Genomic DNA, 24,824 nt, shown 5'->3' on the forward strand with positions numbered 1-24,824 from the left:
AGCCGGTCGTGGTCGCCTATTCCTTGGCGGCCACGGCCGCGTGACCCTTTCGAACATGTAGCACCGCTTAACGTCGGTGTAGATCTTTTCACTTGTCCTGTCGGGTTTCCCGGGGCAGCTTGGTGAGGTATCGAGCGGCTCGGCGAAAGGACGATAGTGAGCACTGGCGCGCCGGGGACCCTGATCCGGATGGGCGTTCTCGCCCTGTTGTGGGGATCGGGGTTCCTCTGGATCAAACTGGCGTTGACCGGGCTGTCGCCACTGCAGGTCACCGTCATCCGCTGCGCCCTCGGCGCGGCCGTGCTCCTGGTACTGAGCCGCTGGGCCGGTCAACGGCTCCCGCGGGGACGCCGGATCTGGGGCAGGCTCGTCATCGCCGCCTTCTTCTGCAATGCCTTGCCGTTCGCGTTGTTCAGCATCGGTGAACTCACGGTGGATTCCGGCGTCGCCGGTGTCATGAACGCGACGACCCCGCTGTGGTCGGTGCTGATCGGCATCGGGATCGGCAGTGAACGCGGTATCACCGCGGTCCGGGTGGGCGGCCTCGTCCTCGGTTTCGCCGGCATCATGCTGATCTTCGCGCCCTGGCAGAAGAGCGGCCTGCTCGGCTGGGGAACGCTGGCGCTGCTCGGCGCCGCCGTCAGCTACGCCGTCGCTTTCGCTTACATGGGACGGAAACTCGTCGGCCAGGGCGCCGGTCCGATCGCGATCTCCGCCGCACAGCTGATGACCGCCACCGGGTTGAGCGCGGTCGCCCTGCCCTTCGACGCGCCGTCGCCAGGGCCGCTGAACGTGACCGCGCTGATCGCCGTCGTCGTGCTCGGCGTCTTCGGCACCGGCATCACCTTCTACCTCAACTACCGGCTCATCGCCGACGAAGGCGCGACCTCCGCGGCGACCGTCGGCTACCTGCTGCCGGTCGTTTCGGTGGCGCTGGGCGCGATCGTGCTCGGCGAGGAACTCGGCCCGCGCGTGTTCGCCGGGATGGCGGTGGTGCTGATCGGCGTCGCGCTGACCCGCTACGTGAGGTCTTCGGCGAGAAGGTCCATCAGCAACCCGTCGTGCCAGCCGTCGCCCTCGGTGTCGCGTTCGTAGTGGCGCATCACGCCCACTTCGCGGAAGCCGACGGCTTTGTAGCAGCGGATCGCGGCGGCGTTGTCCACCGCGGGATCGATCACCAGCCGGTGGTGCCCGCGATCGTGCACGAGGTGGCGGGCCATGGTGCGGACGGTGTCCGTGCCCAGCCCGCGCCCGTGCGCCGCCGGGTCGAGGAACAGATCGACCGACGCGTGCCGGTACATCGGGTCCTCTTCCTCGCCGTACTGGACGAGGCCGCGGACCACGCTGTCCTCCAGCACGGTGAAACAGGCCGTCATGGGGTCGTCGAACGGCCAGGTGGGGGAGTCGTCCACCGCACCCCAGCGCGCCCTGACCTCGGCCGTGCCGATGATCCTCCGCAGTTCCGGGACGTGGGCTTCGGTGACCGGGGCCAGTACCACGATCTCCCCGCGCAGCTCGGTGGTCAGTTCCCGCTCCGTCCGCTCGTTCGAGTGGCGCCAGTCTAGAGAGAAACCGGCGCGTCCGCCGCCGGGACCACCGATGTCCGGCCGACAGGACCGGTGCGGCGAGAACAGCAAGCAGGAATGGGGTCTTCTCGGCCCGGATCGGGTATCAACGACAGGGAAGGTGGAGGTGTGTCATGGGGAACCACTACGACGAACTACTCCCGGTCGGCGACCTGGTCGACGGCGGGGAGACGGCCGTGCGCGCCGCGGTGCTGCGGAAGGCGACCGAAACGGTGGCCTCCAACGCGCGTGACGCGACGGACTGCCGGATGCTGCTGGAAATGCTCGGGCTGCACTCGCGGCCCGCCGCGGAAACCAGGGAAGAGGACGACGAGGCCGCCTGAGGCCGTCTGAGTCCACACGGGATGCGCCACTATGGTGGACCCATGGCGTCGGTCAAGCAGTTCCAGGTCACGTTCGATTGCGCGGAACCCGAGCGTGTCGCTCGTTTCTGGTGCGAGGTGCTGGGGTACGTCGTACCGCCGCCACCGGAGGGGTTCGCCACGTGGGCCGATTTCGATCGCTCCATGCCGCTTGAGAGCCAGGGGGCGGCGTTCGCCTGCGTCGATCCCACAGGAGTGGGCCCACGCTTGTTCTTCCAGCGTGTCCCCGAAGGCAAGGTCGTCAAGAACCGGGTGCATCTCGATGTGCGGGTCGGCACCGGCCTCGTGGGCGACGAGCGCCTCGCCGCACTCGAGGCCGAGTGCGCACGACTGGTCGCGCTCGGCGCGGTGAAGGTGCAAGTGCTGCTCGCCGACGGCGTCAACGAGTCCTGCATCTCGATGCAGGACATCGAGGGCCACGAGTTCTGCGTCGACTGAGGCAAGGACGGGCCCGCTTAACGGCGGGGCAGCACACAGAACTCGTTGCCTTCGGGGTCGGTCATGACCACCCAGGGGTCGTCGTCGGAGTCGGCGACGACCTTGGCACCGAGTGACACCAGCCGCGCGACCTCCTCGCGCTGCTCCAGTTCGGTGGGGGCGATGTCGAGGTGCAGCCGGTTCTTGCCGGATTTCTCCTCAGGCACCTGCTGGAAGAGCAGGCTCGTGGTCTCCGGGCTCTTCAGTTCTAGGTAGGTCAGCCCGTGGCTGTCGGTCCAGCGTTCGGTCTCGGGGTAGCCGAGCGCCTCTTTCCAGAACGCGGCCAGCGCTTCGGCCTCACGGCAGTCGACGGTGACGGCGAGTATCCGGGTTCGCATCGCTCCAAGGTCCCACGGAACGGCGAGGTTCGCCGGATGCGCTAGCCGGGCCTGGGGGTGATCAAAAGCCTTAGGACGTCGGTGAAAAGCGTGTCGGGGACCGCGGCTGCCTCGACTCCTCTCTCGACGGCGAGGCCGTTCGACAGCGCGAGGATCACCACCGCGAGCTGCTCGGCGGGGAGCGGGAGCGCGATCGAGTGGGCGCTCGCGGCCTTGCGGATCGCCCTGGCGATGGACTCGCGCAGCCGGGCGCGGCGTTCCGCGAAACCGGCGTGGAGCGCCGGATCCCGCATCGCGAGGCCCCAGTACTCCAGCAGCAGCCGGTGCCAGGTGGCGTCGGTACCGATGCCACTGAGCAACCGGGCGCCGGCCTCGGCCGTCGCCTCCTCCAGATCGGCGATCTCGTCGAAGACCGTGGTGGCGGCCCGCATCCGGTCGACGATGTGCTCTTCCATGATCGTCAGGACCAGGTCGTCGCGGCCGGCGAAGTTCGAGTAGACGGCGCCTTTGGTGAGCCCCGCTTCGGCCGCGATGTCGTTGAGCGACGTGCCCGCGATGCCCTGGCGGGCGAACACGGCCGTCGCCGCGTCGAGCACGCGCCGCCGGGTTTCGGCCCGGCTCGGGCGGGTGCGCGGAGTGCGGGAGGTGGCCATGAAACCGGAGGGTACAACCAGCTGAGCTGCGGCCTTCGACGTTGACTGTGACCTGTCTCATATGGTACTCAGACAACTCGATACCGATCGGTATCGAGTTGGAGGTCCCGTGTTCGCAGTCAACGTCGACGCGCGCCGCACCCTGGCCGTCCTGGCCGCAGCCTTCGTCGCCTTTTCCGTCATCGTCGTCGCCGCACAGCCCGTCCGAGCCGCCGATTTCCCGCAGAATCCGCGGAATGATCCCTTCTACGCCCAGCCGTCGCCGTTCCCCGATGTCGTGCCCGGCACCGTGCTCGATTCCCGGCCGGTCACCATCCGGGCGCTCGCCCTGCCGGTGCCGATCCGAGCCTGGCAGGTCAAATACAAGTCCACCGATACCCGGGGCAGGCCGATCGCCGACGTGGCGACGATCCTGCAACCGCTCGTTCCGCCCATGGGACAGCGCAAACTCGTCTCGTACCAGACCGCGCAGGACGGCCTGAGCACCGATTGCGCGCCGTCGTACGCGCTGCGGACCGGGCTGAGCCTGCCCGCGGAAGAACTCGCCCTGATGATCCCGCTGCTGGCCGCCGGGCACACCGTCGTCACCGCGGACTACGAAGGTCCCGATTCCCAGTGGACGGCCGGGCTCAACACCGCGCACGGCGTCCTCGACGGAATCCGTGCGGCACAACGCTTCGCGCCCGCACGGCTGAACGGTACGGCCACCCCGACGGCGTTGATGGGCTACTCCGGCGGAGCACTGGCGAGCCAGTGGGCCAACGAGATCCAGCCGTCGTACGCGCCGGAACTCGAGTTCGCCGGCGTCGCGGCGGGCGGTGTCCCGGCCGACATGGGCTACATCGCGCGGCAGATCGACGGCGGGCCGCTGTCGGGTGTCTACATCGGAGCGGCCGTCGGACTCAGCCGGGCATATCCGGAGATCGACCTCGCGACCCTGCTCAACGCACGCGGCAAGGCTGCCTTCGCCGAAGTCGGGAAGCAGTGCATCAACCAGTTCAGCGTGGGCCAGGCCTTCCGGAAGATGGCGGACTACGTCACCGTGCCGGAACTGCTCGACGTCCCCGCGGTGAAGAAGGTGATCTCCGAGAACGTCATGGGCGGCCACAAACCCGGCTCGCCGACGTACTTCTACCAAGGGATCTTCGACGAACTGACGCCGATCCCGCCGGTCGACAAGCTGGTCGCGAGCTACTGCGCGGCCGGAGTGAAGATCAAGTACAACCGGATCCCGGTCGGGGAGCACGTGACCGTGGCCGTCCAGGGCGCACCCGGCGCGCTGGCCTACCTCAACGACCGCCTCGCCGGAAAACCGGCGCCGAGTTCCTGCTGATCACCGGCATACTCGGTGCGTGGCTTTCTTCGACATCGACGGTTATGAACCCGTGTGGCTCTCCGGACTCGGCACTGTCCGGGGAGCCCACGGGGATCGTCTGCGCGGCCTGGTGGGCCGCCGGCTCCAGCGTGTCCACCTGACGTGGTTCGTCCACGAGGACGCCTGGCTGGAAGACGCTCCCGTCGTGGTGGACTTCGGCGACGAACGGCTGGAGATCACGCACTTCAAATTCGATGACCTTTCCCTGACGTGGAACACGATCGACCCGTACGGCAAGCCGGAATGGTTCTACGGCGACGAGGAAGACACCCCGCTGGCGTGGCGGCACGACACGAGTCCTGAACTGTCCTCTTTGGAGGGACAGATCCTCCAGGACGTCGAACTGCTCGAGTGCGTGACCCGGGACATGGCCGACGGCATGGTCGCGCTCGGTTTCGTCTTCCCGCACGGCCGGTTCACCGTCTTCAACGCCTTGGACGAGAACGGACTCGAGTTCACCGAGCCGGATCCCTCTTATCGAAGGCATTCACTGGTCCGCTGAAAACCGGATGCGGTCGTCGTCGATCTTGGCGATACTTCCCGGCATGTCCCAGATCAAGCTGGCCGAAGCGCTCGCGCTGCGTGCCGACGCGACCAAGAAGGTGGAGGCGCTGCGCTCCCGGATCGTCGACAACGCGCGTCACCAAGAGGGCGAGGAACCCGCGGAGAACGCGGCCGCCCTGCTCGTCGACGCCGAAACGACCTTGAGTGAGCTGGAAACGCTGATCCAGCGGATCAACCGGACCAACGCCGCGACCCCGCTCGGGGAAGGCACGATCACCGACGCGATCGCGCGCCGCGACGTCCTCCGGCTGCGTCACGGTGTCCTCACCGCGGCCGCCGACGCCGCCGCCGGACGCAACCAAGGCGGTTACGGCCGCCAGCTTCGTTCGGAACTCCGCTTCTTCGCCGCCCTTCCGGTGGCGGAACTGCGGTCCCGGGCGGACCGGATCGCGGGGGAGATCCGGGCGGTCGACGTCGAGATCCAGCGCACCAACTGGGAGACCGACCTCCTGGACTGAAGTTCGACGCCAGACGTGGAAAGCAGGTAGCCCTCCGGGAAGCGGGCACAAGCCGAGGGCCGGCGGTCGATCCGGCTCCCCTCCTGGCACGTGGCGGGCAGCGTGGGGTTCGAATCCCCGATCACAACTCAGCCCAGCACAGTGCACAGGTGACGGCGCAAACGGCACAGTTCATCACCACGTGCCGGTCCCGGAAGGTGAGGGTGGGTACGGGGCATTTCCACGTCCTGGCGCGGTGCACGGAATCCTGATCACCACGGTGGCCGCATTCCCGTCTCCGGCGTGGTGTTCCCGACATCACCGACCTCGACGATGCATGGGCGGACCTGATCGACTCTGTGCCAAGGTGAAGAGCAGACCAACCCCATGAGCCCCAGGTGGTGACCCCGGATGGCACTGAAGATCGGTTACAAGGCGTCGGCCGAGCAGTTCGGCCCGCGCGACCTCGTCGAGTACTCCGTGCTCGCCGAGCAGGTCGGGCTGGACAGCGTGATGGTCAGCGACCATTTCCAGCCCTGGCGGCACCAGGGCGGGCACGCGCCGTTCTCGTTCGCGTGGATGGCGGCGGTCGGTGAGCGCACCGAGCGGGTGGTCCTCGGCACCAGCGTGCTGACCGCGACGTTCCGCTACAACCCTGCCGTGGTTGCGCAGGCGTTCGGCACCCTCGGCAGCCTGTATCCGGGCCGGGTCCTGCTCGGCGTCGGCAGCGGCGAGGCACTCAACGAGGTCGCGGTGGCCCGGATCGAGTGGCCCGCGTTCAAGGAGCGGTTCGCGCGGCTGCGCGAGGCGATCGAACTGATGCGGAAGCTGTGGTCCGAGGAGCGCGTGACCTTCGAGGGCGAGTACTACCAGACCACCGACGCGACCGTGTACGACCGGCCCGAGGGTGGGGTGCCGATCTACATCGCGGCCGGCGGCCCGGTGATGGCGAAGTACGTCGGCAAGCAGGGTGACGGCTTCATCTGCACCAGCGGTAAGGGAATGGACCTCTACACCGAGAAGCTCCTGCCCGCGGTCGCGGAGGGAGCGGAGCAGGTCGGCCGGAGCACCGGCGACATCGACAAGATGATCGAGATCAAGCTGTCCTACGATCCGGATCCCGCGCGAGCGCTGGAGAACACCCGGTTCTGGGCGCCGCTTTCGCTGACGCCGGAACAGAAGGCGGGCATCGAGGACCCGGCGGAGATGGAGAAGGCCGCGGACGCGCTGCCGATCGAGCAGGTCGCGAAGCGCTGGATCGTCACCTCCGACCCGGCCGACGCCGTCGAGCAGATCAAGCCGTACGTCGAAGCCGGGTTCAACCACCTGGTCTTCCACGGTCCCGGCCACGACCAGGACCGGTTCCTGCGCTCGTTCTCCGAGCAGGTCGTCCCGGGTCTTCGCGAACTCGGCTGAGCCGGCACGGGTAGTGGTGCCGCCCGCCGCGTTTAGTCCTCTAATTGCGACAAGCAACCGACGCAAGTAGAGGACTAAACGCGGATCGCCGGCTCAGGATTCGGTGACGAGCTTGCCGATCTCCTGGTCGAAGTCGAACCACTCCGGCTCCGAACCGGCGGGCACGGCGTCGTAAGTGCGATCGAGGAACTCGGCCAGTTCCTGTGCCTTGGCTTCGAGCACCGCGCAGCCATCGGGCGCGCTGAGCGCGAACACCACGATCGAAGCGTCGTCGGCCGGGCTGATGATCACGTCGCCCTCACCCGATGGGGTGAGCAAGCCGTCGGCCAGCAGGTCACGGCCGAACATCCAGCGGACCGTCCCGCCGCCCGAGTGGTAGGCCACCACGATCGCGTAGGGGTCCTGCGGGTCGTACTCGAGGTCGGCGTTGACGGGCAGGGGGTCGGCACCGAATGTACGCAGGCCGAAGATGATCGTCCCCCGGATGAGGTCGTTTTCCTTGTCCAACGCTTCAGCCCCTTACGTTCGGTTGCAGTTGATCTTCAGCTATTGATAACGCAATGTGAAGCCTTTTCGTGACCCGAGTCGGCAACTTTCACACGTTCGGCTGAGAGCTGCGTCTCAGACGCTCACTGTCCGTCCCCGCCGTGTACGTGCGGTGAGCGGCCGATAAAGGGGCGGTCTTCCGGTGCAAAAGAAAAAGATTCCGCACGTGCATTCTCCGGTGAATGACGCTGCCGGGGAATAAAAGAGCCCACCGATCGGCGGATGAACTCGATTTTCTTCGCAGTTAACATCATCTGGCGTCGTTCACTGAATTCTGAAGACCGGCGCGGCTCCGTCCCGGACCTCGACGAGCATGATCGTTGCAGGCGGGAAGGAGAAATCAATGGGCGTGCGAATAAGTATCACCATTCCCAAAGAGGACATCCGGCGGCGTGATGCCGTTTACGGGACGCGACGGCGGCCGTTGCCCGGCTGCGTGACGGTTCCGCCTCGGCCGGGCGACGGAGGTGAACCGGCTGTGCCGCGGGGCCAGGGGCGGCGCCGTGAGTGATCGCCTTCCGATGCGGGTCGGGCAGTCCGACATCGACCGGCTGGAAGGGGTCGTCGCCGCACTCCGGGCGCGCGACTACCGGGAAGGCGGCGGCTCCTGCCGGGAACTGTTGCGGGTACTGCAACCCTACGGTGCCGCACTGCGGCGGGGGATGATGTCCGAGGCACTGGAGCGACGGCTGGCCGGGGTGGTCGCCGATCTGTACAACCTGATGGGCTGGACGGAATTCGACGCCGGCCGGCCTGTCCGGGCGGAGCGGCATTTCCGTCGCGCGCTCGAACTCGCGGAGGAATCGGGCCACGACGACCTCTCCGCGAACGTCCACTACCGGCTCGGCCGCGTGTATCTGCATCACCGTTCCCCGGCGGAGGCGCTCGTCCAGTTCGGTCAAGGGCAACGCGCGGCACGCCGGGCCGGAACGCCGTTGTCGCAGGCGATCCTTTCGGCCAATCAGGCGTGGGCTTACGCGCTGCTCGGTGATGTCAGGCAGGCGCTGGACAAGATTTCCCTCGCGCCCGAACAGTTCGCCGATGCCTCCGGTGACTCCGTGCCGTCGTGGTCGGCTTTCTTCACCGCCAACGACATGGCGGCGATGATCGGCACGGTACGCACCGAACTCGCCAGGCTCGTGGACGTGCGGCACAGCCGGAAGGCCATTCCGGCACTGACCGAGGCCGTCGACGGGTACGGCGCGGACATGGCGCGCAGCCGGTCGCTGACGATGATCTGGCTCGCCGTCGACCACGCGCTGGAAGGGGATCTCGACCGTGCGGCCGAGGTCGGGCTGGCGGCCATGGAGATCGCCGACGGAATCCGTTCGGTGCGCACGCGTGATCGTTTGCGTCCGCTTTCGGAATCTGTACGGAAGCGCGTTCCGGATATCAATGCCCGGGATCTGCTCGACCGGATCGCCACATTTCGCGTCAGCGCGTGAACGCCGGAGAATGGGCGGAGGAATGACCGGATCAATTCGCCGGGCGTAAGCTCTCGGGCATGAAACGGACTTCGTTCGCGCAGTGGCCGTGCTCGATCGCGCGCACCATGGACCTGCTCGGCGACTGGTGGACACCGCTGGTGCTGCGGGAGGCGTTCTACGGGATCCGCAGGTTCGACGAGTTCCAGCAGGAACTCGGCATCGCGCGGAACACCCTCGCCGACAGGCTGCGCCGCCTGGTCGGCGAGGGACTGCTGGAAAAGCGGGCCTACCAGGCCGAACCGGTGCGCTACGACTACGTGCTGACGGAAAAGGGAGCCGATTTCTACGGCGTGCTCGCCGCCATGTCGCGTTGGGGTGACCGGTGGCTCTCCGGTGAGGCCGGACCGCCGATCACCCTCCATCACGACACCTGCGGGCAGGACACGCACGCGGAGGTCGTCTGCGCGCACTGCGCCGGGCCGCTCACCGCGGAGAACACGCGGGCGCGGCTCGGGCCCGGATACCCGCCCAAGCTGGCGAACCGCCCCGACGTCGTGCGCCGGTTCGCCGCGCAGGAGTCGACCGAGGTTTGACAAGGTAAGTCTATCTACGCAACTATCGAGGTCACGAGCACAGGAGGCGACCACGATGGAGTGGACCGGCGCCAGATACGCCGACAAACCGACGGTCGAGGTGCAGACCTGGGTCGACGCCGACCCGGAGCGGGTCTGGTCGATCGTCTCGGACGTGCGGCTGATGCCGGAGATGAGCGGGGAGCTCCAGTCAGTCGAGTGGTGTGACGACGCCGCGGGCGCGGCGGCGGTCGGCAGGCGGTTCGTCGGCCGCAGCAAGCACGACGCGCTGGGCGAGTGGGAGACGACGTCGCACGTCGTCGAATGCGACGCGCCGCGAGTGTTCACCTGGGCCGTCCACGATCCCGAGACACCGACAGCGTTGTGGCGTTTCACGCTGGAGCCGGAGAACGGCGGCACGAAGCTGCGGCAGTGGATGCAGCTGGGCCCGGGCCGGTCGGGACTCTCACTGGCCATCGATCAGATGCCGGACAAGGAACAGAAGATCGTCTTCGTCCGGCTGCGCGAATTCGAGAACGCGATCACCGGCACTCTCGCCGCGATCAAGGAACGGGCCGAGGCGGCTCCGGCGTGATGCGGACGGCGACCACGGTCGAGGCGTCTCGGGGTCCGGGACGGGAGACGCTGGATTTCGTGCTGGAGGCGGAGAAACTCGGTCTCGACGACTGCTGGGTCGCCGAGGCGTGGGGTTCGGACGCGCCATCCGTGCTGGGCTTTCTCGCCGCGCGGACCGAGCGGATCCGGCTCGGCTCCGGGATCATCCAGCTCGGCACCCGTACTCCGGTCGCGATCGCGCAGGCGGCGCTGACCCTGTCCGAACTGTCCGGCGGCCGGTTCGCGCTCGGCCTCGGTGCGTCGGGCCCGCAGGTGATCGAGGGGCTGCACGGGGTTCCGTTCGCCCGTCCGCTGGCGCGGATGCGCGAGACCGTCGCGATCATCCGCCAAGCGTTCGCGGGGGAGAAGATCTCCTTCTCCGGCAAGGAATTCGAGATCCCACTGCCCGGTGATGCCAAGCCGATGAGGCTGTCGACGGTGCCGAATCCGGAGATCCCGATCCATCTGGCCACGCTCTCGCCGAAGCTGCTGGAACTGACCGGCGAGATCGCCGACGGCTGGCTGGGCACCAGTTTCGTTCCCGAGGGGGCCGGCGCGTACTTCTCGCATCTCGACGCGGGTCTGGCCAAGGCCGGGCGGTCGCGGGCGGACCTCGAGGTCTGCCAAGGTGCCGAGGTCGCGTTCGCCCGCGATGACGACGAACTGCGCGGGATGGTCGCGGGCCGGAAGACCGAACTCGCGTTCAGCCTCGGCGGGATGGGTTCGGCGAAGACGAACTTCTACAACAACGCCTACAGCAGGCAGGGCTGGGCCGAGGTCGCCGCGGCGGTGCGGGAGCGCTGGCAGGGCGGTGACCGGGAAGGCGCCGCGGCGCTGGTGACCGACGAGATGGTGCTGGGCACGACGCTGATCGGCACCGAGCCGATGGTCGCCGAACGGCTGCGCGTGTGGCGCGACGCCGGCGTCGGCACCGTCCGGCTCTACCCGGCGGGGGAGACGCTCGGCGACCGGCTCACCACCCTCGGCCGTGCGCTCGATCTGGTCCGCGCCGTCGGCTGAGGTTCGGCCGAATGCCCCTGGTGTGATGAGGTGACCGGCCGAACGCGCGTGGCCCGGCGTGCTCCAAGCGGGTAGAACTTGTTCCACTTTTGCCTCCGGACGGAGACCATGACCTCGCTCGATTGAATGCGAGGAGGATTCATGAATCCGGTCCCCGACTCCCGCCTGTCCCGGCGCCAGGTCCTGCGCGGCACCGCCGGCGCGGGGATCGCGCTCGCGTCGGGCCTCTCCTTGGCCGGTACCGCCTCGGCCGCCGACGCCCCGGTGATCGGCGAGTACGACGTCGTCGTGGTGGGGGCCGGCGCGGCCGGGATGACCGCCGCGCTGACGGCGGCGAAACGCGGTTTGAGTTGCGTCGTCCTGGAGAAGGCGGCGAAGTTCGGCGGCTCGGCCGCCCGTTCGGGGGCGGGGATCTGGCTCCCGTGCAATTCCGTGCTGGCCGCGGCCGGCGTCCGCGATACGCCGGAGCAGGCCGCCCGGTATCTGGCCGCTGTCGTCGGCCCGTCGATTCCGGTCGCGCGGCAGCAGGCGTTTCTCGGCAACGGGCCGGCGATGCTCTCGTTCGTGATGGCCAACAGTCCGCTGCGGTTCCGGTGGATGGAGGGCTACAGCGACTACTACCCCGAACTGCCCGGCGGGATGCCGAACGGCCGCTCGATCGAACCCGATCAACTCGACGGGAACGTCCTCGGCGCCGAACTGTCCAATCTGAACCCGCCGTACCTCGCCACCCCGGCGGGGATGGTCGTCTTCAGCGCCGACTACAAATGGCTCGCCCTGGCCGCGGTGAACCCGAAGGGCACCGCCGTGGCCGCCGCCTGTCTCGCCCGGGGCACCGCGGCCGCGCTCGCCGGGCAGAAACCGCTCACCATGGGCCAATCGCTGGCGGCCGGATTGCGGGCGGGACTGCTCCGCGCCGGCGTCCCGGTCTGGCTGAACACACCGCTGACCGACCTGATCATCGAGAACGGGAAGGCCACCGGCGTGACGGTGACCCGAGGTGGTTCCGCCGGTGTGGTGAAGGCGCGCCGCGGCGTCATCGTCGGCTCGGGCGGCTTCGAGCACAACGCCGCGATGCGGGCGGAGTACCAGCGCCAGCCGATCGGTACACAGTGGACGGTCGGCGCGCGGTCGAACACCGGAGACGGGATCCTGGCGGGCAAACGCGCCGGAGCCGCCCTAGACCTGATGGACGACGCCTGGTGGGGCCCGGCGATCCCGCTGCCCGGTGAACCGTACTTCTGTCTCGCCGAGCGGACCCTGCCCGGCGGGCTGATGGTGGACGGCGCGGGCAAGCGGTTCGTCAACGAGGCCGCGCCCTACAGCGACGTCGTGCACACGATGTACGACCGGAATCCGACGTCGCCCACCATTCCCGCGTGGCTCGTCGTCGACCAGCACTACCGGAACCGGTACCTCTTCCGCGACGTCGCCCCGTTACTGCCGCTGCCTCAGGAGTGGTACTCGGCGGGCGCGGTGAAGAAGGCGTGGACCGTGGAGGCGCTCGGCTCCGCGATCGGCGTCCCGCCGCAGGCGTTGCGCGCCACGGTGAACCGGTTCAACGGCCAGGCACTGTCCGGAGTGGACAGTGACTTCCGCCGTGGCGCCAGCGCCTACGACCACTACTACACCGACCCGTACGTACTGCCGAACTCGTGTCTCGCCGCCCTGTGGGAGCCTCCGTTCTACGCGTTCAAGATCGTCCCCGGTGACCTCGGCACGAAGGGCGGAATGCGGACCGACGCGCGGGCGCGGGTGCTCCGCGGCGACGGCTCGGTCATCCCCGGCCTGTACGCCGCCGGGAACGCCAGCGCGGCGGTGATGGGCACCAGCTACGCCGGCGCCGGCTCGACCATCGGCCCGGCGATGACGTTCGGGTACGTCGCGGCCAACGACCTCGCCGACCACCCGGCGTGATCAGAGACGGATCTCGCGTGATCAGACGCCGTACATGCGAGTGCGGTATCCAGTCACGTGAGTTCCGTTTCTGATCACGCGAGTCACGCCTTCGTCCTTCGCCTACCGGGACCGGTCGAACGGCAGATGCAGGACCAGACCGTCCCGGACGGGAGCGTTCCCCAGCCGGATCCGCTCCAGTTCGGCGTCGGTCAGCGCGCGCCGGTAGAGGCGGACGTCGTCGAGACCGCCCTTGAGCGACATGCCGCCGTCGAGGCGCTGGCCGAGCCAGAGCTGGAACGACACCGTCCGGCTGACCGAGCCTGGCGAGTCCGGGCCCGCCGCGGCTTGCGCGCCGTCGACCCAGACCGTCAGCTGCCCGCCGGTGCGCCGCAGCGCCACGTGGTGCCAGGCCTGATCGGCGTAGGCCTGCGTGGTGCTGACCGACTTCGACCCGTTGGGGGTGGTGATCGTCGTGATCAGCCGGTTCGCCGACGGTTCGCCGCGCAGCCACAGCTGCGGCGCGGTACCGCCCATCCCGCCCAGCCAGAACAGCACCTGATTCCCTTGCGAGGCGCCGTATCGGAACCATCCCGACCAGGTGAGGTCGCCTTCGCCGGGAAGCTGCGCGGAGTCGTACGGCACTCGGACGCGATCGTCGACGCCGTCGAGTGTGACGCCCTTGCCGTACCGGCCGTCACCGAGGGTCGCGCCGCCGAGAAGGTAGCTGTCGGCGTGCTCCCGCGAAACGTCCGGAGTGGACGGACCTGCCGGATTCCGCCAGCCGAGGTGGTCTTCGGTGAAGCGTGCGAACCGGATTTCGTCGCGTGCGTCGACCGTGCCGCCTTCGTAGAGCAGCCCGATCTCGGCCGTGCGCGTGCGTGGGTCGCTGATCTGCACCAGATCCGAGTACCCGGACCAGTCGGAGGTGATCCGCGTGCCCTGTTCGGCGTTCTCCCAGCTGCGTCCGCTGTCGTAGGAGGAGCGGATCATCATCCAGCGGCGGCGGTCGGTGTCCGAAGGGGACGAGAACAGGAGCCTGTCAGGCTTTCCCGGACGTTGCAGCCGCAGCACCGAGCCTTGCACGATCGGCGTCACGAGGTCGGGGATCGTGGTGAACCGGCCGCTGAACGACTCGCCGCCGTCCCGGCTGACCGCGAAATCGCGGTTGCCCACATCCGTGCCTCCTTGCTCGCGCCCGGCCGCGTACACGGAGCCGTCGGCGAGTTCGGCGACGCTGATCTCCTGCGGCTTCTGCGGGTAGGTGCCGCCCGCGGGGAACGGATAGCTGTCCAGCGCGCCGATCCGCCAGTTCTCGCCGTGGTCGTCGCTGTAGATCAGGGCGGCGTGGTTGGCGATCGGCCGGGTGCCGTCGCTCGTCTCGGCGTTCACCCCGAACACCAGCCGTCCGGCGTGCCGCCCGTGTTCGAGCTGGATCCCGTGCACCGGACCCGAGGCGTACCAGGCATCCCAGCCGGGGAGCTTCGTCTGCGCACCGATGTCCTTCGCGGCCGACCAGGTGACGCCATCGTCGTCGCTGTGCTGCTGGTGCGGGAACCGCGGGCAGGGGACGTCGCAGCCCTTGTCGTCGGTGCGGCCCTTGTTATAGGTCGAGATCAGCACGATCCGGCCGGTCCGCCGGTCGACGATGGGCACCGGGTTGCCGTGGGTGTCGCCGTTGCCCTCGTTGATCACCTGAAGCGCCGACCAGGTCCGGCCGCCGTCGGTCGACCGTTTCAGCACCAGGTCGATGTCGCCGGTGTCGCCGCAGTCGTTGACCCGTCCCTCGGCGAACGCGAGCAGGGTGCCCTTGGCGGATTTCACGACGGCGGGGATGCGGAAGCAGCGGTAGCCCTGTTCCAGTGAGGGCCGGAACAGCACCTGCTGGTCGACGGCCGGAGCGGCCGCCGTCGCCGGAGCGACCGCGAGGGCCATGAGGACGGCGAGGAATCCGATCAGGAAACGAGATCTCACTTTTCCGTTCTCCTTCAGTCGACTGAGACGACGGCGACCCCGCGGGGGCCGAGGGTGATGTGGTCCACCGGTGTGGCCGGAGCCGTCAGCAGATCCGCGGCGGACGCCGGGAGTGGCACGGTCACCTCGCCGGTGCCGTGGTTGAGCAGGAAGAGAAAGGACTCGCCGTCGCCGTGCCGGACGATCGCCTGCACACCGTCCGGAAGCCCCGGCAGAACCGGCCGCGCTCCGGCGTCGGCGGCGACGCGGTCCATCAGCGCGCGCATCCCGGCGGCGTCGGGACGGCTGCCCAGATACCACGCCACCCCTTTGCCGAAGGTGTGGCGCGTGATCGCGGCGCGCCCGTCGAGTTCGCCGCCCTCGAAGTCCGCGACGGCTTCCGCGCCCTCGAGTTCGATCCACTCCGACCAGATCGTGCCCGCCGCCTGGCTGCCGTCGGCGAACCGGAGACCGGTTTCGCCGTCTTCGGGCAGCGGCCAGAACTCGTCGATGCGCAGCCCGAGCAGATCCCGCAAGGGGGCCGGGTAGCCGCCGAGGTACGCGCGGTCGCACGCGTCGACGATCCCGGAGAAGAACGACACCAGCAGATGCCCGCCCGCTGCGACGTAGGCCCGCAGGTTCGCCGCGACGGCCTCGCCCATCAGATACAGATTCGGGACGACGACGAGCTTGTACGACGACAGGTCACGTGCCGGATGGACGACGTCGCAGGTGATGCCGGCGTCGAACAGCGGGGCGTAGTGCGCGAGATGCGCGTCGAGCTGCTGGAGATCACCGGAGGGGTGGGAGTCCAGTTCGAGCCCCCACCAGCTCTCCCAGTCGTGCAGGAGCGCGACGTCGGCCCGCACCCGCGTGCCCGCCAGGCGGGGCAGCGCGGCCAGTTCCTGTCCCAGCGAGCGGACATCGCGATAGCCCCGGGTCTCCGGGCCGCCGTGCGGCACCATCGCCGAGTGGAATTTCTCCGCGCCGCCACGGCTTTGCCGCCACTGGAAGAAGAGGATCGCGTCGGCGCCCTGCGCGACAGCTTGCCAGCTCCCGAGCCGCATCGCGCCCGGTGGCTTGGGACTGTTGCGGTTGCGCCAGTTCACCGCGCTCGGCGCCTGCTCCAGCAGCATCCACGACTGTCCGTCCTTAAGGGACCGGACGAGGTCGTAGGCCAGCGCGACTTCGACGTGGGAGCGCGGATCGTAGGGATCCGGGTAGGAGTCGAGGCTGACGACGTCCTCGTGCGGCACCCAGCGGTTCCAGTCGAGCGCCTTCTGCACGAGCCCGACGAAGTTCGTGGTGAGCGGCACGTCCGGGGTGATCCGCCGCAGCACCTCCTGCTCGGCCAGGAAAGAGCCCAGCGAGGCGTCCGAGGAGAACCGGTGGAAGTCCAGCTGTTGCGCCGGGTTCGGGAACGTCGGGGCGACGCGCGGCGGCAGGATCTCCGCCCAGTCGTCGTAGCGCTGTGACCAGAACGTCGTCGTCCACGCCCGGTTCAGCGCGTCGATGTCGCCGTAGCGGTCCTTGAGCCAGCGCCGGAAATCCGCCGCGGACTCGTCGCAGTAGCAGGCCCGGATATGGCAGCCGTACTCGTTGCCGACGTGCCACAGCGCGAGCGCCGGATGCCCGGCGTACCGGGTCGCGACCTGCTCGACCAGCCGGGCGGCGTGCTCGCGGAACACCAGGCTCGACGGGCAGAACTGCTGCCGGGCACCGGGGGAGAGCCGGGTGCCGTCCGCGCGGACCGGCAGGATTTCGGGGTGGCGATGGGAAAGCCACGGCGGCGGCGACGCGGTCATCGTCGACAGGCAGGCCGACACCCCGCCCGCCGCGAGCTTGTCCATCACCTGGTCGAACCAGCCGAAGTCGAACTCGCCCGGCCGCGGTTCGACCTGGGCCCACGAGAAGATCCCGACACTGACCAGCGTGACACCGGCCTCGGCCATCAGCTTGACGTCCTCGTCCCAGACGTCTTCCGGCCAGTGCTCGGGGTTGTAGTCGGCGCCGTAGTGGATCCGGTCGAAGTCCATCAGAGCAGCCCCGCTTCCGCCAGCTTTTCCTTGATCCGCAGGAGTTCGTCGTCATCGAGCGCGATCTGCGGCGGTGCCATGACAGCGTTGTCGACGAACCCGCGCATCTTCATCGCGGCCTTGAACGCGCCCAGCCCGGCCGAACCGCGCCCCATCCGGCCCGGCGGCGCGACCTCGGTGATCGCGAACAGCTTCAGCAGCCGCTCCTGCTCGCGGCGCGCGGCGTGCGCGTTGCCCGAGCGGAAGTGGTCGTAGATCAGCACATAGCCGACCGGGTCGACGTTGGCGAGGCCGGGGACGGCGCCGTCCGCGCCCAGGGCGAGCGCGGTGTCGACCAGGAGCTCCGAACCGGTGAAGACGGCGAACCGGTCCAGCCCGCGTTCCCGTTTTCCTTGCAGTACCAACCGGAAACCGGCTTCGTCGCCGCTGGAGTCCTTCAGCCCTTCGATGACGCCTTCCTCGGCGAGCCGCAGCAGCATCCCGCCGTCGAGTTTGCTGTGCACCGCCACCGGGATGTCGTAGGCGAAGATCGGCAGCGACGTGGTTTCCCGCAGCAGCCGGAAATGCCGCTCGATCTCGGCGGGGTGGGTGCGGGTGTAGTACGGCGCCGTGACGACGATGCCGTCCGCGCCGAGGGCTTCGGCGGTCTTGATGTGCTCGGCGACCCGCAGTGTGGTCATGTCGATGCAGCCCACGAGCACCGGGACGCGACCGGCGGCCTGCGCTACGGCCGTTTCGATGGTCACGCGGCGTTGTGTGTCGGTCTGGAAGGCCACCTCGCTGGAGGAGCCGAGGACGAACACGCCGTGCACGCCGGCGTCGAGCTGGGATTCGACATGCCGCCGGAAAGAGACGGTGTCGACGGTGAAATCGTCGTGGAACGGGGTGCACAGCGGGGGGATGATTCCGGCGAACTTCGGCATCAGGCAGGCGCTCCGGTCGTGTGCGGGATTTCCGGGTGGATACAGCGGTAGGTATGGCCGGGCGAGTCGTCAGCGATGGCGAGCGGGGGTAGCGACGCCGCGCAGTCCGCGGTCGCCTTCGGGCACCTTGTACGGAAACGGCAGCCGCTCGGCGGCGCGGTGGCGGACGGGACCGGGCCACTGAGCGCGATCGGTTCGACCGTCTCCAGCAGGCTCGGCGTGGCGGAGAAGAGCGCGCGGGTGTACGGATGTCTCGCGGCGGCGGGCAGCCGTTCGGCCGGTGCCTCTTCGACGACCCGGCCGAGGTACATCGTGACGATCCGGTCGCTCATCTTCCGCACCGTCTGGATGTCGTGCGAGATGAACACCATCGCCAGCCCGAGCCGTTCGCGCAGGTCCAGCAGCAGGTTGAGGATCTGCGCCCGGACCGAGACGTCGAGCGCCGACGTCGGTTCGTCGGCCACCAGCAGCGACGGCCGCAACGCCAGCGCCCTGGCGATCGCGACCCGCTGGCGTTGCCCGCCGGACAACTGTGACGGGACGGCGTCCGCGACACTGTCCGGCAGGCCGACGAGCGACATCAGTTCACGCACGCGGTCCGCGCGCTCGGCGGGAGTGCCTTCGGCGTGGACGTCCAGCGGGTCGCGGATGATCTTGGCGATCGCCAGCCGCCGGTTCAGCGCGGTGGCGGGATCCTGGAAGATCATCCCGATGTCCCGGCCGAAGTCGCGGGCGCGTTCGGCCCGATTCATCCCGTCGAGCGGACGGCCCTGGTACCGGACGGTGCCCGACGTCGGCTGCTGCAGCCCGACGACGACCTTGGCCAGCGTCGACTTCCCGCAGCCCGACTCGCCGACGACGCCGACGGTCTGCCCGGGTTCGAGGGCCAGGTTCGCCTCGGTCAGCGCGTGGACGCTGTCGTGGCCGAACAGGCTCGACGAGCGGATCCGGTGCACCACGCTCACCGCGTCGAGCTCGATCAGGGCGCCGGTCATGCCCGCACCTCCTCGGCGGCCGGGCCGAGCGGGGTCCGCTCGGCGGGGAAATGGCAGGCGACCAGATGCCCGGGACCGTCACCGTCTCCGTCGGGTACCGGGGGATCGCCGTGGCAGATCGCGCGCGCGGCCGGGCAGCGGCCGGCGAACCGGCAGCCCTGCCCGAAATCGGCGGGGGAGGGCACGACGCCTTTGATCTGGGTCAGCGTCGCCTGGTTCTCTTCCAGCGACAGCACCGCGCTCAGCAGGCCGCGGGTGTAGTGGTGCCGGGGCGAGCCGATGAGCTGCGCGGTGGTCCCGGTTTCGGCGACCTGGCCGCCGTACATCACCACGACGCGGTCGGCGACGTCGGAGACCAGCGCGAGGTCGTGTGACACCAGGACAAGCGCGAACCCGAGCTCGTCCTTCAGCCGCATCAGCAACGTCATGATCTGGGCCTGCACGGTGACGTCGAGCGCGGTGGTCGGCTCGTCGGCGACGATCAGCTGGGGGCCGCGGGAAAGCGCCATCGCGATCAGCACCCGCTGGCGCTGCCCGCCGGACAGCTCGTGCGGGTACGCCCGGAGTGTCCTTTGTGGATCCAGGTTGACCAGCTCCAGCAGTTCTTCCGGGGTCCGCGTGCCGCCCCGGCGGGTGAACTGCTTGAGCTGGGACCGGATGGTCATCGCCGGGTTGAGCGAGCTGAGCGCGTCCTGGTAGATCATCGCGATGTCGTGGCCCAGGTGACGGCGGCGCGTCTTTGGCGCCATCGTGAGGAGATCCTCGCCCTCGAACCGGATCCGGCCCGAGACCCGGGCCGACGGCGGCTGCAGGCCGAGGATCGAAAGCGACGTCAGCGACTTGCCGCAGCCGGATTCGCCGATGAGACCGAGGACCTCGCCCGACCGCACGGTGAACGACACGTCCTCGACGACGTCGACGCCGTTGTGCCGGTCGGGGAACGAGATGGTCAGCCCTTCCACCGCGAGCACGGTCCGGCGTCCGCTGAGGTCCTTCGCCTGGGCACTGAGCCGTTCTCCGGCTTCCCGGAGGCCGGCGATGGGGAGGACCGGCGGCACGTTCTCCGACGCTTCTTCTTCCTCGGCGATCTTCGCGACGGCGCCCGCTTTCGCCCGGCGAGCGGACGGGGCGGCCCAGGCGTCGGAGATACCTTCGGACAGGACGTTCAGCGACAGCACGGTGAGCAGGATCAGCAGGCCGGGGAACAGCGTCGCCCACCAGCCGCCGATCAGCACCAGGTCCTTGCCGTCCGAGAGCACCGAGCCCCACGACGGATCGGGCGGCTGGATGCCCGCGCCGATGAACGACAGCGACGCCTCGAACACGATCGCGTCGGCCACCATCACCGTGCAGAACACCAGGATCGGCGCGGCGCAGTTGACCGCGACGTGCCGGGCGAGGATGAAATGCCTTCTGGCGCCGATGATCCGCTCGGCGGCGACGTAGTCCTCGCCGTACTGCGCCATCACGTTCGCGCGGACCACCCTGGCCACCGACGGCATGTTCAGGAAGCCGATCGCCAGGATCAGCACCGAGATCCCGCGGCCGAACACCGCGACCAGCACCGCCGCCAGCGCGATCCCGGGGAACGCCATGACGACGTCGAGGATCCGCATGATCAGCGCGTCCACCTTGCGGCCCGAGGTCGCCGCGATGGACCCGATGACGGCGCCGGTGGCGAGCGCGAGCAGGGTCGCGCCGAGGCCGATCGTCAGCGACCAGCGGGTGCCGTACACCAGTCGGGAGAACACATCCCGGCCCGATTGGTCGGTGCCGAACCAGTGTTCGCCGCTCGGGCCGCCGGTGTCGGTGCTCAGCGCGTCCGGGCTGTGCGTCGCGACGAACGCGCCGAACACCGCGACGAGGGCGAGGAGGACGATCACGCCGAGCGCGATCCACGAGGCCCGGTTCAGCCGGGAAAACCGGATCCCCGGCCGCGAGAGCCGCTCGGTCAGGTCGTGTTTGAAGAATCCGGGGCGGCTCATGCGTGGCTCCGCAGACGGGGGTTCGCGATCAGGTAGAGGACGTCGACGATGAGGTTGACCAGCACGAATCCGAGGGCGATGGTGATCACGAAGCCCTGGACCTTCGACGTGTCACCGTCCTTGACCGCCTGGATCATGTTCTGGCCCATCCCCGGTAGCGCGAACATGGTCTCGATGACGACCGCCCCGCCGAGCAGGTAGCCGACTCGCAGGCCGAGCACGGTGAGCGGATTGACCAGCGCGTTGCGCAGGACGTTGCGGCCGACCACGATGACCGGTGGCAGCCCGCCGCCGCGGGCCGTGCGCACGTAGTCCTTGTCGAGTTCCTCCACCATCGACGTCCGGATGACGCGGGTCAGCTGCGCGGCCACCGGCATCGCCAGCGAGATCGCGGGCAGCGCCAGGGAATTCAGCCAGCCGCCGAACGAGTCGTTCATGCTGACGTAACCGCTCGTGGGGAACAGCCCCTGCCCGACGGCCAGCCATTGGACCAGCAGCAGCGCGATCCAGAAGGCGGGCGCCGCGACCCCGGCGAGGGTGACGACGCGGATGAGCTGGTCCGGCCAGCGGTCGCGGAACAGCGCCGACGTCACGCCGAGCACCAATGCCAGCACCAGGGCGATGACCAGCCCGAGCAGGGTCAGCTGCACGGTGAGCGGGAGCGCGGTCGCGATGGTCTCGCCGACCGGCTGCCGGGTGATCACGCTCGACCCGAAGTCCCCCTGCAGCAGCTGCCAGACGAAATGGACGTACTGCAGGGGAAGCGGGTCGAGCAGGCCGTTCTCCCGGCGGAACTGTTCGAGCTGTTCCGCGGTCGCGTTGCCCCCGTCGAACGCGGCCATGGCCGGGTCGGTGGGGGAGAAGCGCATTACGACGAAGACGAACAGGATGACCCCGAGCAGCAACGGGATCAGGGCGAGGACGCGGCCGAGCAGCATCCGCACGACGACGATCACGGACTCTCCTAGAGGGGCTTGGCCTGGTTCAGGTAGATCCCCGGGTATCCCTGCGCCCGCACACCGGTGATGGCCTTCGGGTCCCACGCGGTACCGAGCTGGGTGAACACCACCGGATAGATGACGGCCTGTTCGGAGATCAGGTCGAGGAGCTGTTTGGTCAGCGCCGTGCGGCGCGCGTCGTCCTGTTCGGTGGCCGCTTTGTCCTGCAGCGCCAGCAGGGCCTGCGCGTCGGCGCCGGTCCAGCGGGCGTAGCGGGTGGTGAAGATCGACTTGTCCGAGTAGTAGTAGCGGATCAGCAGGTCGGGGTCGTTGCCGAACTGCAGCGGGTTGTTCGTGGTCGCCACGACCTGGAAGTCGTTGCCGTTGTCCAGCTTGGAGAACAGCGCCTTCGTGTCCTGGGAGTCCAAAGTGGTCTCCACGCCGATCGCGTCCCAGCCCTCCTTGATCACCTTGACGCAGTCGGCGACCAGTGAGGTGTTCGTGGTGGACAGGGTGACCTTCAGCCCGGTGATCCCCGCCTGCCGGAGCAGGTCCTTCGCCTTTGCGGGGTCATAGGTGAAATCGTGTGCGGCGGGCTGGGAAGCCGGAAGTTTCGGATTGATGAACGAGGTCGCCGGGGTGCCGGCGCCCTTGAGCCCGATCTCGACCATCTTCTTGCCGTCGATCGCGTAGTGGAGCGCCTGGCGGACCAGCTTTTCGCCGAACGGCGCGTGCGCGGTGTTGAACAGCAGGAACAGGTTGTTGCCGCCGTCGGCGAATTCGACGGTCCGGCCCGCCTTGCGCAGCTGTTCGGCGTTGGCGGCCGGGATGTTCTCCACGATCACGGCCTCCGGCGCGGCACCGGAAACGGCCGCCACCCGCGGCGCGGCGTCCACAATGGACTTCCAGGTCATCTTCTTGTACGCGGCCGGGCGCGGGCCGTTGTAGTCGGCGAACTTCTCGAAGCCCGTGTGGCTCAGGGGCGCCTGTTCGGTCACCTTGTACGGGCCGGAACCGACGACCTTGCCCCCCGCCGCGTCGGCCCACTTGCCCTCGAAGACGTGCTTGGGCACGATCTTGCAGCTCTGGATCCGGTGCAGCGCGTACGGGAACGGGAACTTGAGGACGAACTCGACCGTCCGGTCGTCGACCTTCTTCACCTCGTTCAGCCAATGCGAGAAGAAGCTGTGCACGAGCACGTTCTCTTGGGGACTGAGCGCGCGGGCGTAGGTGAACACCACGTCATCGGCGGTGACCGGCGCGCCGTCGTGCCATTTCGCGCCGTCGCGCAGTTCGAAGCGCAGGGTGGTGGACTTGAGGTCCGCGGGCAGGGCCTTGGCCAGGCCGGGGAACGGCTCGCGGGTGATCGGATCACCCTCCACGAGGGACTCGTAGCAGTGCAGGATCGCCGCCATCGAGAAGGCCGACGCCGTCTGCAACGGATCCCAGGTCTGGTTGTTGCCGTAGCCGAGGACCGCGGTGAGTGAATCCGCCGCGGCGCCGGTCTTGTTCGTGGAAGCCGGCCCGCCGCAGGCGGCCAGCGTCGACGAGATCGCCGCCGCGGCGCCGAGGAGACCGGTGTACCTGAGCGCGTCGCGGCGGGTGAACGCCTGGCCGGGCGCTGGGGTTCGGGGCATCGTTGCTCCTGACTGTGTGATCGCCACCAGGAAGAGGTCCACCGAGAAGTAGGACGTGGGACGTCCTATGACCTGGCCGAACCATAGGACTCGTGTTCGCGCTGGTCAAGGGGAAATCCGCACTTTGCCGGAACTTTGCTTTCCGGCGCGGAAGGGGTGGACGTATGACGTAGGATGTCCTCCGGGTGGCGGCGAGCCGGCACAAACGACTCACGGGAGATGGCTTTGGCGCGTCCTCAACGCAGTGAAGAGATCACCAAGCGGATCATCGATCTGATCATCGAACGCGCGCTGCCGCCCGGTTCGCCGATGCCGACCGAACTGAGCCTGGTGGAGGACATCGGCGTCAGCCGGAACTCGATCCGCGAGGCGATCAAAGCGTTGCAGGCGCTCGGTATCGTGGAGATCCGGCACGGCTACGGCACTTTCGTCGGCTCGGCGGGGTCGGAGTCGCTGCAGACCTGGCTGCTGTTCCGGACGCGCACCCGGGGCGCGTCCGACGCCGGGCGGTTGCGGGATCTGCTCGAGGTCCGCGAAATGATCGAAACCGAACTGACGTCGAGGGTCGCCAGGGATCATCGTCCGGAGCTGATCGAAGAGCTCCAGGACAGGGTCGCCCGGATGCGGCGCAAAGGCCCGGACGCCGCCGTCGCCGACCGCGAGTTCCACGACCTGATCTGTGCCGAGGCGGGCTTCGACCTCGCCCGGGAACTGACCGGGCTGTTCTGGGACGTCTACCAGGTGGCCGAAGCCGAACTCGGCGGCCCGTCCTCGTCGCCGTCGGGCACCGCGAAACGGCATCAGGCGATCATCGACGCGCTGGTCCTCGGGGACGCCGAGGCCGCGGCGGAGGCGGTTCACCGGCACTTCGACGAGGTCCGGAAGCGAGCGAAGGCCGGACGCTACGGCGGATTCGGCGAAGCGCGTCCGGCTCCGGTCGGCAGGTCGTGAGTGATTTGGGTCGTTCTAACGACCCAAATCACTCACGAGTCCCGTGCCATGCGACACCGCGGCCTCCCCGGACGTGACCGGACGGACGACACGTGTGACCGGACGGACGACACCTGTGACTG

Annotated in this window: 24 protein-coding genes; 13 read left to right on the plus strand and 11 right to left on the minus strand. The window is 68.6% G+C overall.

Features of this window, described 5'->3' with window-relative positions; translation table 11 throughout:
* Positions 1 to 156 precede the first annotated feature (156 nt).
* Positions 157 to 1,095 (plus strand): DMT family transporter, encoded by a 939-nt coding sequence (locus tag ACLJRL_RS06600; protein WP_410655080.1) that lies wholly within the window; start codon positions 157 to 159, stop codon positions 1,093 to 1,095.
* On the opposite strand, the gene ACLJRL_RS06605 is transcribed toward ACLJRL_RS06600, so the two are convergent.
* Complete coding sequence (locus ACLJRL_RS06605; protein WP_410655188.1) at positions 1,020 to 1,526, minus strand: GNAT family N-acetyltransferase; 507 nt, start codon at positions 1,524 to 1,526, stop codon at positions 1,020 to 1,022. The two genes, ACLJRL_RS06600 and ACLJRL_RS06605, sit on opposite strands and share 76 nt — an antisense overlap.
* Before the next feature lie 173 nt (positions 1,527 to 1,699).
* Here ACLJRL_RS06605 and ACLJRL_RS06610 point away from each other — a divergent pair, with 173 nt between their 5' ends.
* The gene (locus ACLJRL_RS06610) at positions 1,700 to 1,909 is read left to right on the plus strand and encodes a hypothetical protein (RefSeq protein WP_410655081.1); all 210 of its coding nucleotides are present in this window, start codon (positions 1,700 to 1,702) and stop codon (positions 1,907 to 1,909) included.
* A 42-nt stretch (positions 1,910 to 1,951) separates the two neighbouring features.
* Entirely contained in the window at positions 1,952 to 2,386 is a 435-nt protein-coding gene (locus ACLJRL_RS06615) for a VOC family protein (RefSeq protein ID WP_410655082.1), read from the plus strand.
* A gap of 17 nt (positions 2,387 to 2,403) precedes the next feature.
* On the opposite strand, the gene ACLJRL_RS06620 is transcribed toward ACLJRL_RS06615, so the two are convergent.
* Together ACLJRL_RS06620 and ACLJRL_RS06625 are read right to left on the minus strand one after the other, a co-directional pair.
* Positions 2,404 to 2,763 (minus strand): VOC family protein, encoded by a 360-nt coding sequence (locus tag ACLJRL_RS06620; RefSeq protein ID WP_410655083.1) that lies wholly within the window; start codon positions 2,761 to 2,763, stop codon positions 2,404 to 2,406.
* Between the two features lie 41 nt (positions 2,764 to 2,804).
* A complete protein-coding gene (locus ACLJRL_RS06625; protein ID WP_410655084.1) occupies positions 2,805 to 3,416 on the minus strand; it encodes a TetR/AcrR family transcriptional regulator in 612 nt (203 codons plus the stop codon).
* A gap of 109 nt (positions 3,417 to 3,525) precedes the next feature.
* Here ACLJRL_RS06625 and ACLJRL_RS06630 point away from each other — a divergent pair, with 109 nt between their 5' ends.
* The 4 genes from ACLJRL_RS06630 to fgd all read left to right on the plus strand — a co-directional run bounded on the left by ACLJRL_RS06630 (position 3,526) and on the right by fgd (position 7,208).
* A complete protein-coding gene (locus ACLJRL_RS06630) occupies positions 3,526 to 4,749 on the plus strand; it encodes a lipase family protein (RefSeq protein WP_410655085.1) in 1,224 nt (407 codons plus the stop codon).
* Positions 4,750 to 4,768: 19 nt separating this feature from the next.
* Positions 4,769 to 5,293, plus strand: a complete 525-nt coding sequence (locus ACLJRL_RS06635) for a hypothetical protein (RefSeq protein WP_410655086.1) — start codon at positions 4,769 to 4,771, stop codon at positions 5,291 to 5,293.
* Between the two features lie 43 nt (positions 5,294 to 5,336).
* A complete protein-coding gene (locus ACLJRL_RS06640) occupies positions 5,337 to 5,813 on the plus strand; it encodes a DIP1984 family protein (RefSeq protein ID WP_410655087.1) in 477 nt (158 codons plus the stop codon).
* Positions 5,814 to 6,203: 390 nt separating this feature from the next.
* Positions 6,204 to 7,208 carry a glucose-6-phosphate dehydrogenase (coenzyme-F420) gene (fgd, locus tag ACLJRL_RS06645; RefSeq protein WP_410655088.1) on the plus strand — a complete coding sequence of 335 codons (1,005 nt, stop codon included), beginning with the start codon at positions 6,204 to 6,206 and terminating at the stop codon, positions 7,206 to 7,208.
* Between the two features lie 93 nt (positions 7,209 to 7,301).
* Here fgd and ACLJRL_RS06650 read toward each other — a convergent pair whose 3' ends face one another.
* Positions 7,302 to 7,715 (minus strand): SsgA family sporulation/cell division regulator, encoded by a 414-nt coding sequence (locus tag ACLJRL_RS06650; protein ID WP_410655089.1) that lies wholly within the window; start codon positions 7,713 to 7,715, stop codon positions 7,302 to 7,304.
* A gap of 560 nt (positions 7,716 to 8,275) precedes the next feature.
* Here ACLJRL_RS06650 and ACLJRL_RS06655 point away from each other — a divergent pair.
* The 5 genes from ACLJRL_RS06655 (at position 8,276) to kstD (ending at position 13,305) form a co-directional block, all read left to right on the plus strand.
* A complete protein-coding gene (locus ACLJRL_RS06655; RefSeq protein WP_410655189.1) occupies positions 8,276 to 9,199 on the plus strand; it encodes a tetratricopeptide repeat protein in 924 nt (307 codons plus the stop codon).
* 59 nt (positions 9,200 to 9,258) lie between these two features.
* Complete coding sequence (locus ACLJRL_RS06660; protein ID WP_410655090.1) at positions 9,259 to 9,774, plus strand: winged helix-turn-helix transcriptional regulator; 516 nt, start codon at positions 9,259 to 9,261, stop codon at positions 9,772 to 9,774.
* Positions 9,775 to 9,829: 55 nt separating this feature from the next.
* Positions 9,830 to 10,348 (plus strand): SRPBCC family protein, encoded by a 519-nt coding sequence (locus tag ACLJRL_RS06665; protein WP_410655091.1) that lies wholly within the window; start codon positions 9,830 to 9,832, stop codon positions 10,346 to 10,348.
* Entirely contained in the window at positions 10,348 to 11,388 is a 1,041-nt protein-coding gene (locus ACLJRL_RS06670; RefSeq protein ID WP_410655092.1) for an LLM class flavin-dependent oxidoreductase, read from the plus strand. Before ACLJRL_RS06665 ends, ACLJRL_RS06670 begins: the two co-directional genes overlap by 1 nt.
* Before the next feature lie 141 nt (positions 11,389 to 11,529).
* Positions 11,530 to 13,305, plus strand: a complete 1,776-nt coding sequence (gene kstD / locus ACLJRL_RS06675; protein ID WP_410655093.1) for a 3-oxosteroid 1-dehydrogenase — start codon at positions 11,530 to 11,532, stop codon at positions 13,303 to 13,305.
* Positions 13,306 to 13,407: 102 nt separating this feature from the next.
* Here kstD and ACLJRL_RS06680 read toward each other — a convergent pair whose 3' ends face one another.
* Genes ACLJRL_RS06680 through ACLJRL_RS06710 form a run of 7 tightly spaced genes read right to left on the minus strand, consistent with a single transcriptional unit; the run spans position 13,408 to position 23,751 of the window.
* Positions 13,408 to 15,258, minus strand: a complete 1,851-nt coding sequence (locus ACLJRL_RS06680) for an exo-alpha-sialidase (RefSeq protein ID WP_410655094.1) — start codon at positions 15,256 to 15,258, stop codon at positions 13,408 to 13,410.
* Between the two features lie 14 nt (positions 15,259 to 15,272).
* Positions 15,273 to 17,273, minus strand: a complete 2,001-nt coding sequence (locus tag ACLJRL_RS06685) for a beta-galactosidase (protein ID WP_410655095.1) — start codon at positions 17,271 to 17,273, stop codon at positions 15,273 to 15,275.
* Positions 17,273 to 18,196, minus strand: coding sequence for a dihydrodipicolinate synthase family protein (locus tag ACLJRL_RS06690; RefSeq protein WP_410655096.1), 924 nt, complete (start codon positions 18,194 to 18,196; stop codon positions 17,273 to 17,275). Before ACLJRL_RS06690 ends, ACLJRL_RS06685 begins: the two co-directional genes overlap by 1 nt.
* The gene (locus ACLJRL_RS06695; protein WP_410655097.1) at positions 18,196 to 19,191 is read right to left on the minus strand and encodes an oligopeptide/dipeptide ABC transporter ATP-binding protein; all 996 of its coding nucleotides are present in this window, start codon (positions 19,189 to 19,191) and stop codon (positions 18,196 to 18,198) included. Before ACLJRL_RS06695 ends, ACLJRL_RS06690 begins: the two co-directional genes overlap by 1 nt.
* Positions 19,188 to 21,176 carry a dipeptide/oligopeptide/nickel ABC transporter permease/ATP-binding protein gene (locus ACLJRL_RS06700; RefSeq protein ID WP_410655098.1) on the minus strand — a complete coding sequence of 663 codons (1,989 nt, stop codon included), beginning with the start codon at positions 21,174 to 21,176 and terminating at the stop codon, positions 19,188 to 19,190. Before ACLJRL_RS06700 ends, ACLJRL_RS06695 begins: the two co-directional genes overlap by 4 nt.
* The gene (locus tag ACLJRL_RS06705; RefSeq protein WP_410655099.1) at positions 21,173 to 22,132 is read right to left on the minus strand and encodes an ABC transporter permease; all 960 of its coding nucleotides are present in this window, start codon (positions 22,130 to 22,132) and stop codon (positions 21,173 to 21,175) included. Before ACLJRL_RS06705 ends, ACLJRL_RS06700 begins: the two co-directional genes overlap by 4 nt.
* 8 nt (positions 22,133 to 22,140) lie before the next feature.
* Positions 22,141 to 23,751, minus strand: coding sequence for an ABC transporter substrate-binding protein (locus ACLJRL_RS06710; RefSeq protein ID WP_410655100.1), 1,611 nt, complete (start codon positions 23,749 to 23,751; stop codon positions 22,141 to 22,143).
* 225 nt (positions 23,752 to 23,976) lie between these two features.
* Between ACLJRL_RS06710 and ACLJRL_RS06715 the strand changes: the two genes are divergently transcribed.
* A complete protein-coding gene (locus tag ACLJRL_RS06715; protein WP_410655101.1) occupies positions 23,977 to 24,702 on the plus strand; it encodes a FadR/GntR family transcriptional regulator in 726 nt (241 codons plus the stop codon).
* Positions 24,703 to 24,824: the final 122 nt, after the last annotated feature.

Origin of the sequence: Amycolatopsis sp. lyj-112, from assembly GCF_046549055.1 — a bacterium.
In the GTDB taxonomy this organism is placed as follows: Bacteria; Actinomycetota; Actinomycetes; order Mycobacteriales; family Pseudonocardiaceae; genus Amycolatopsis.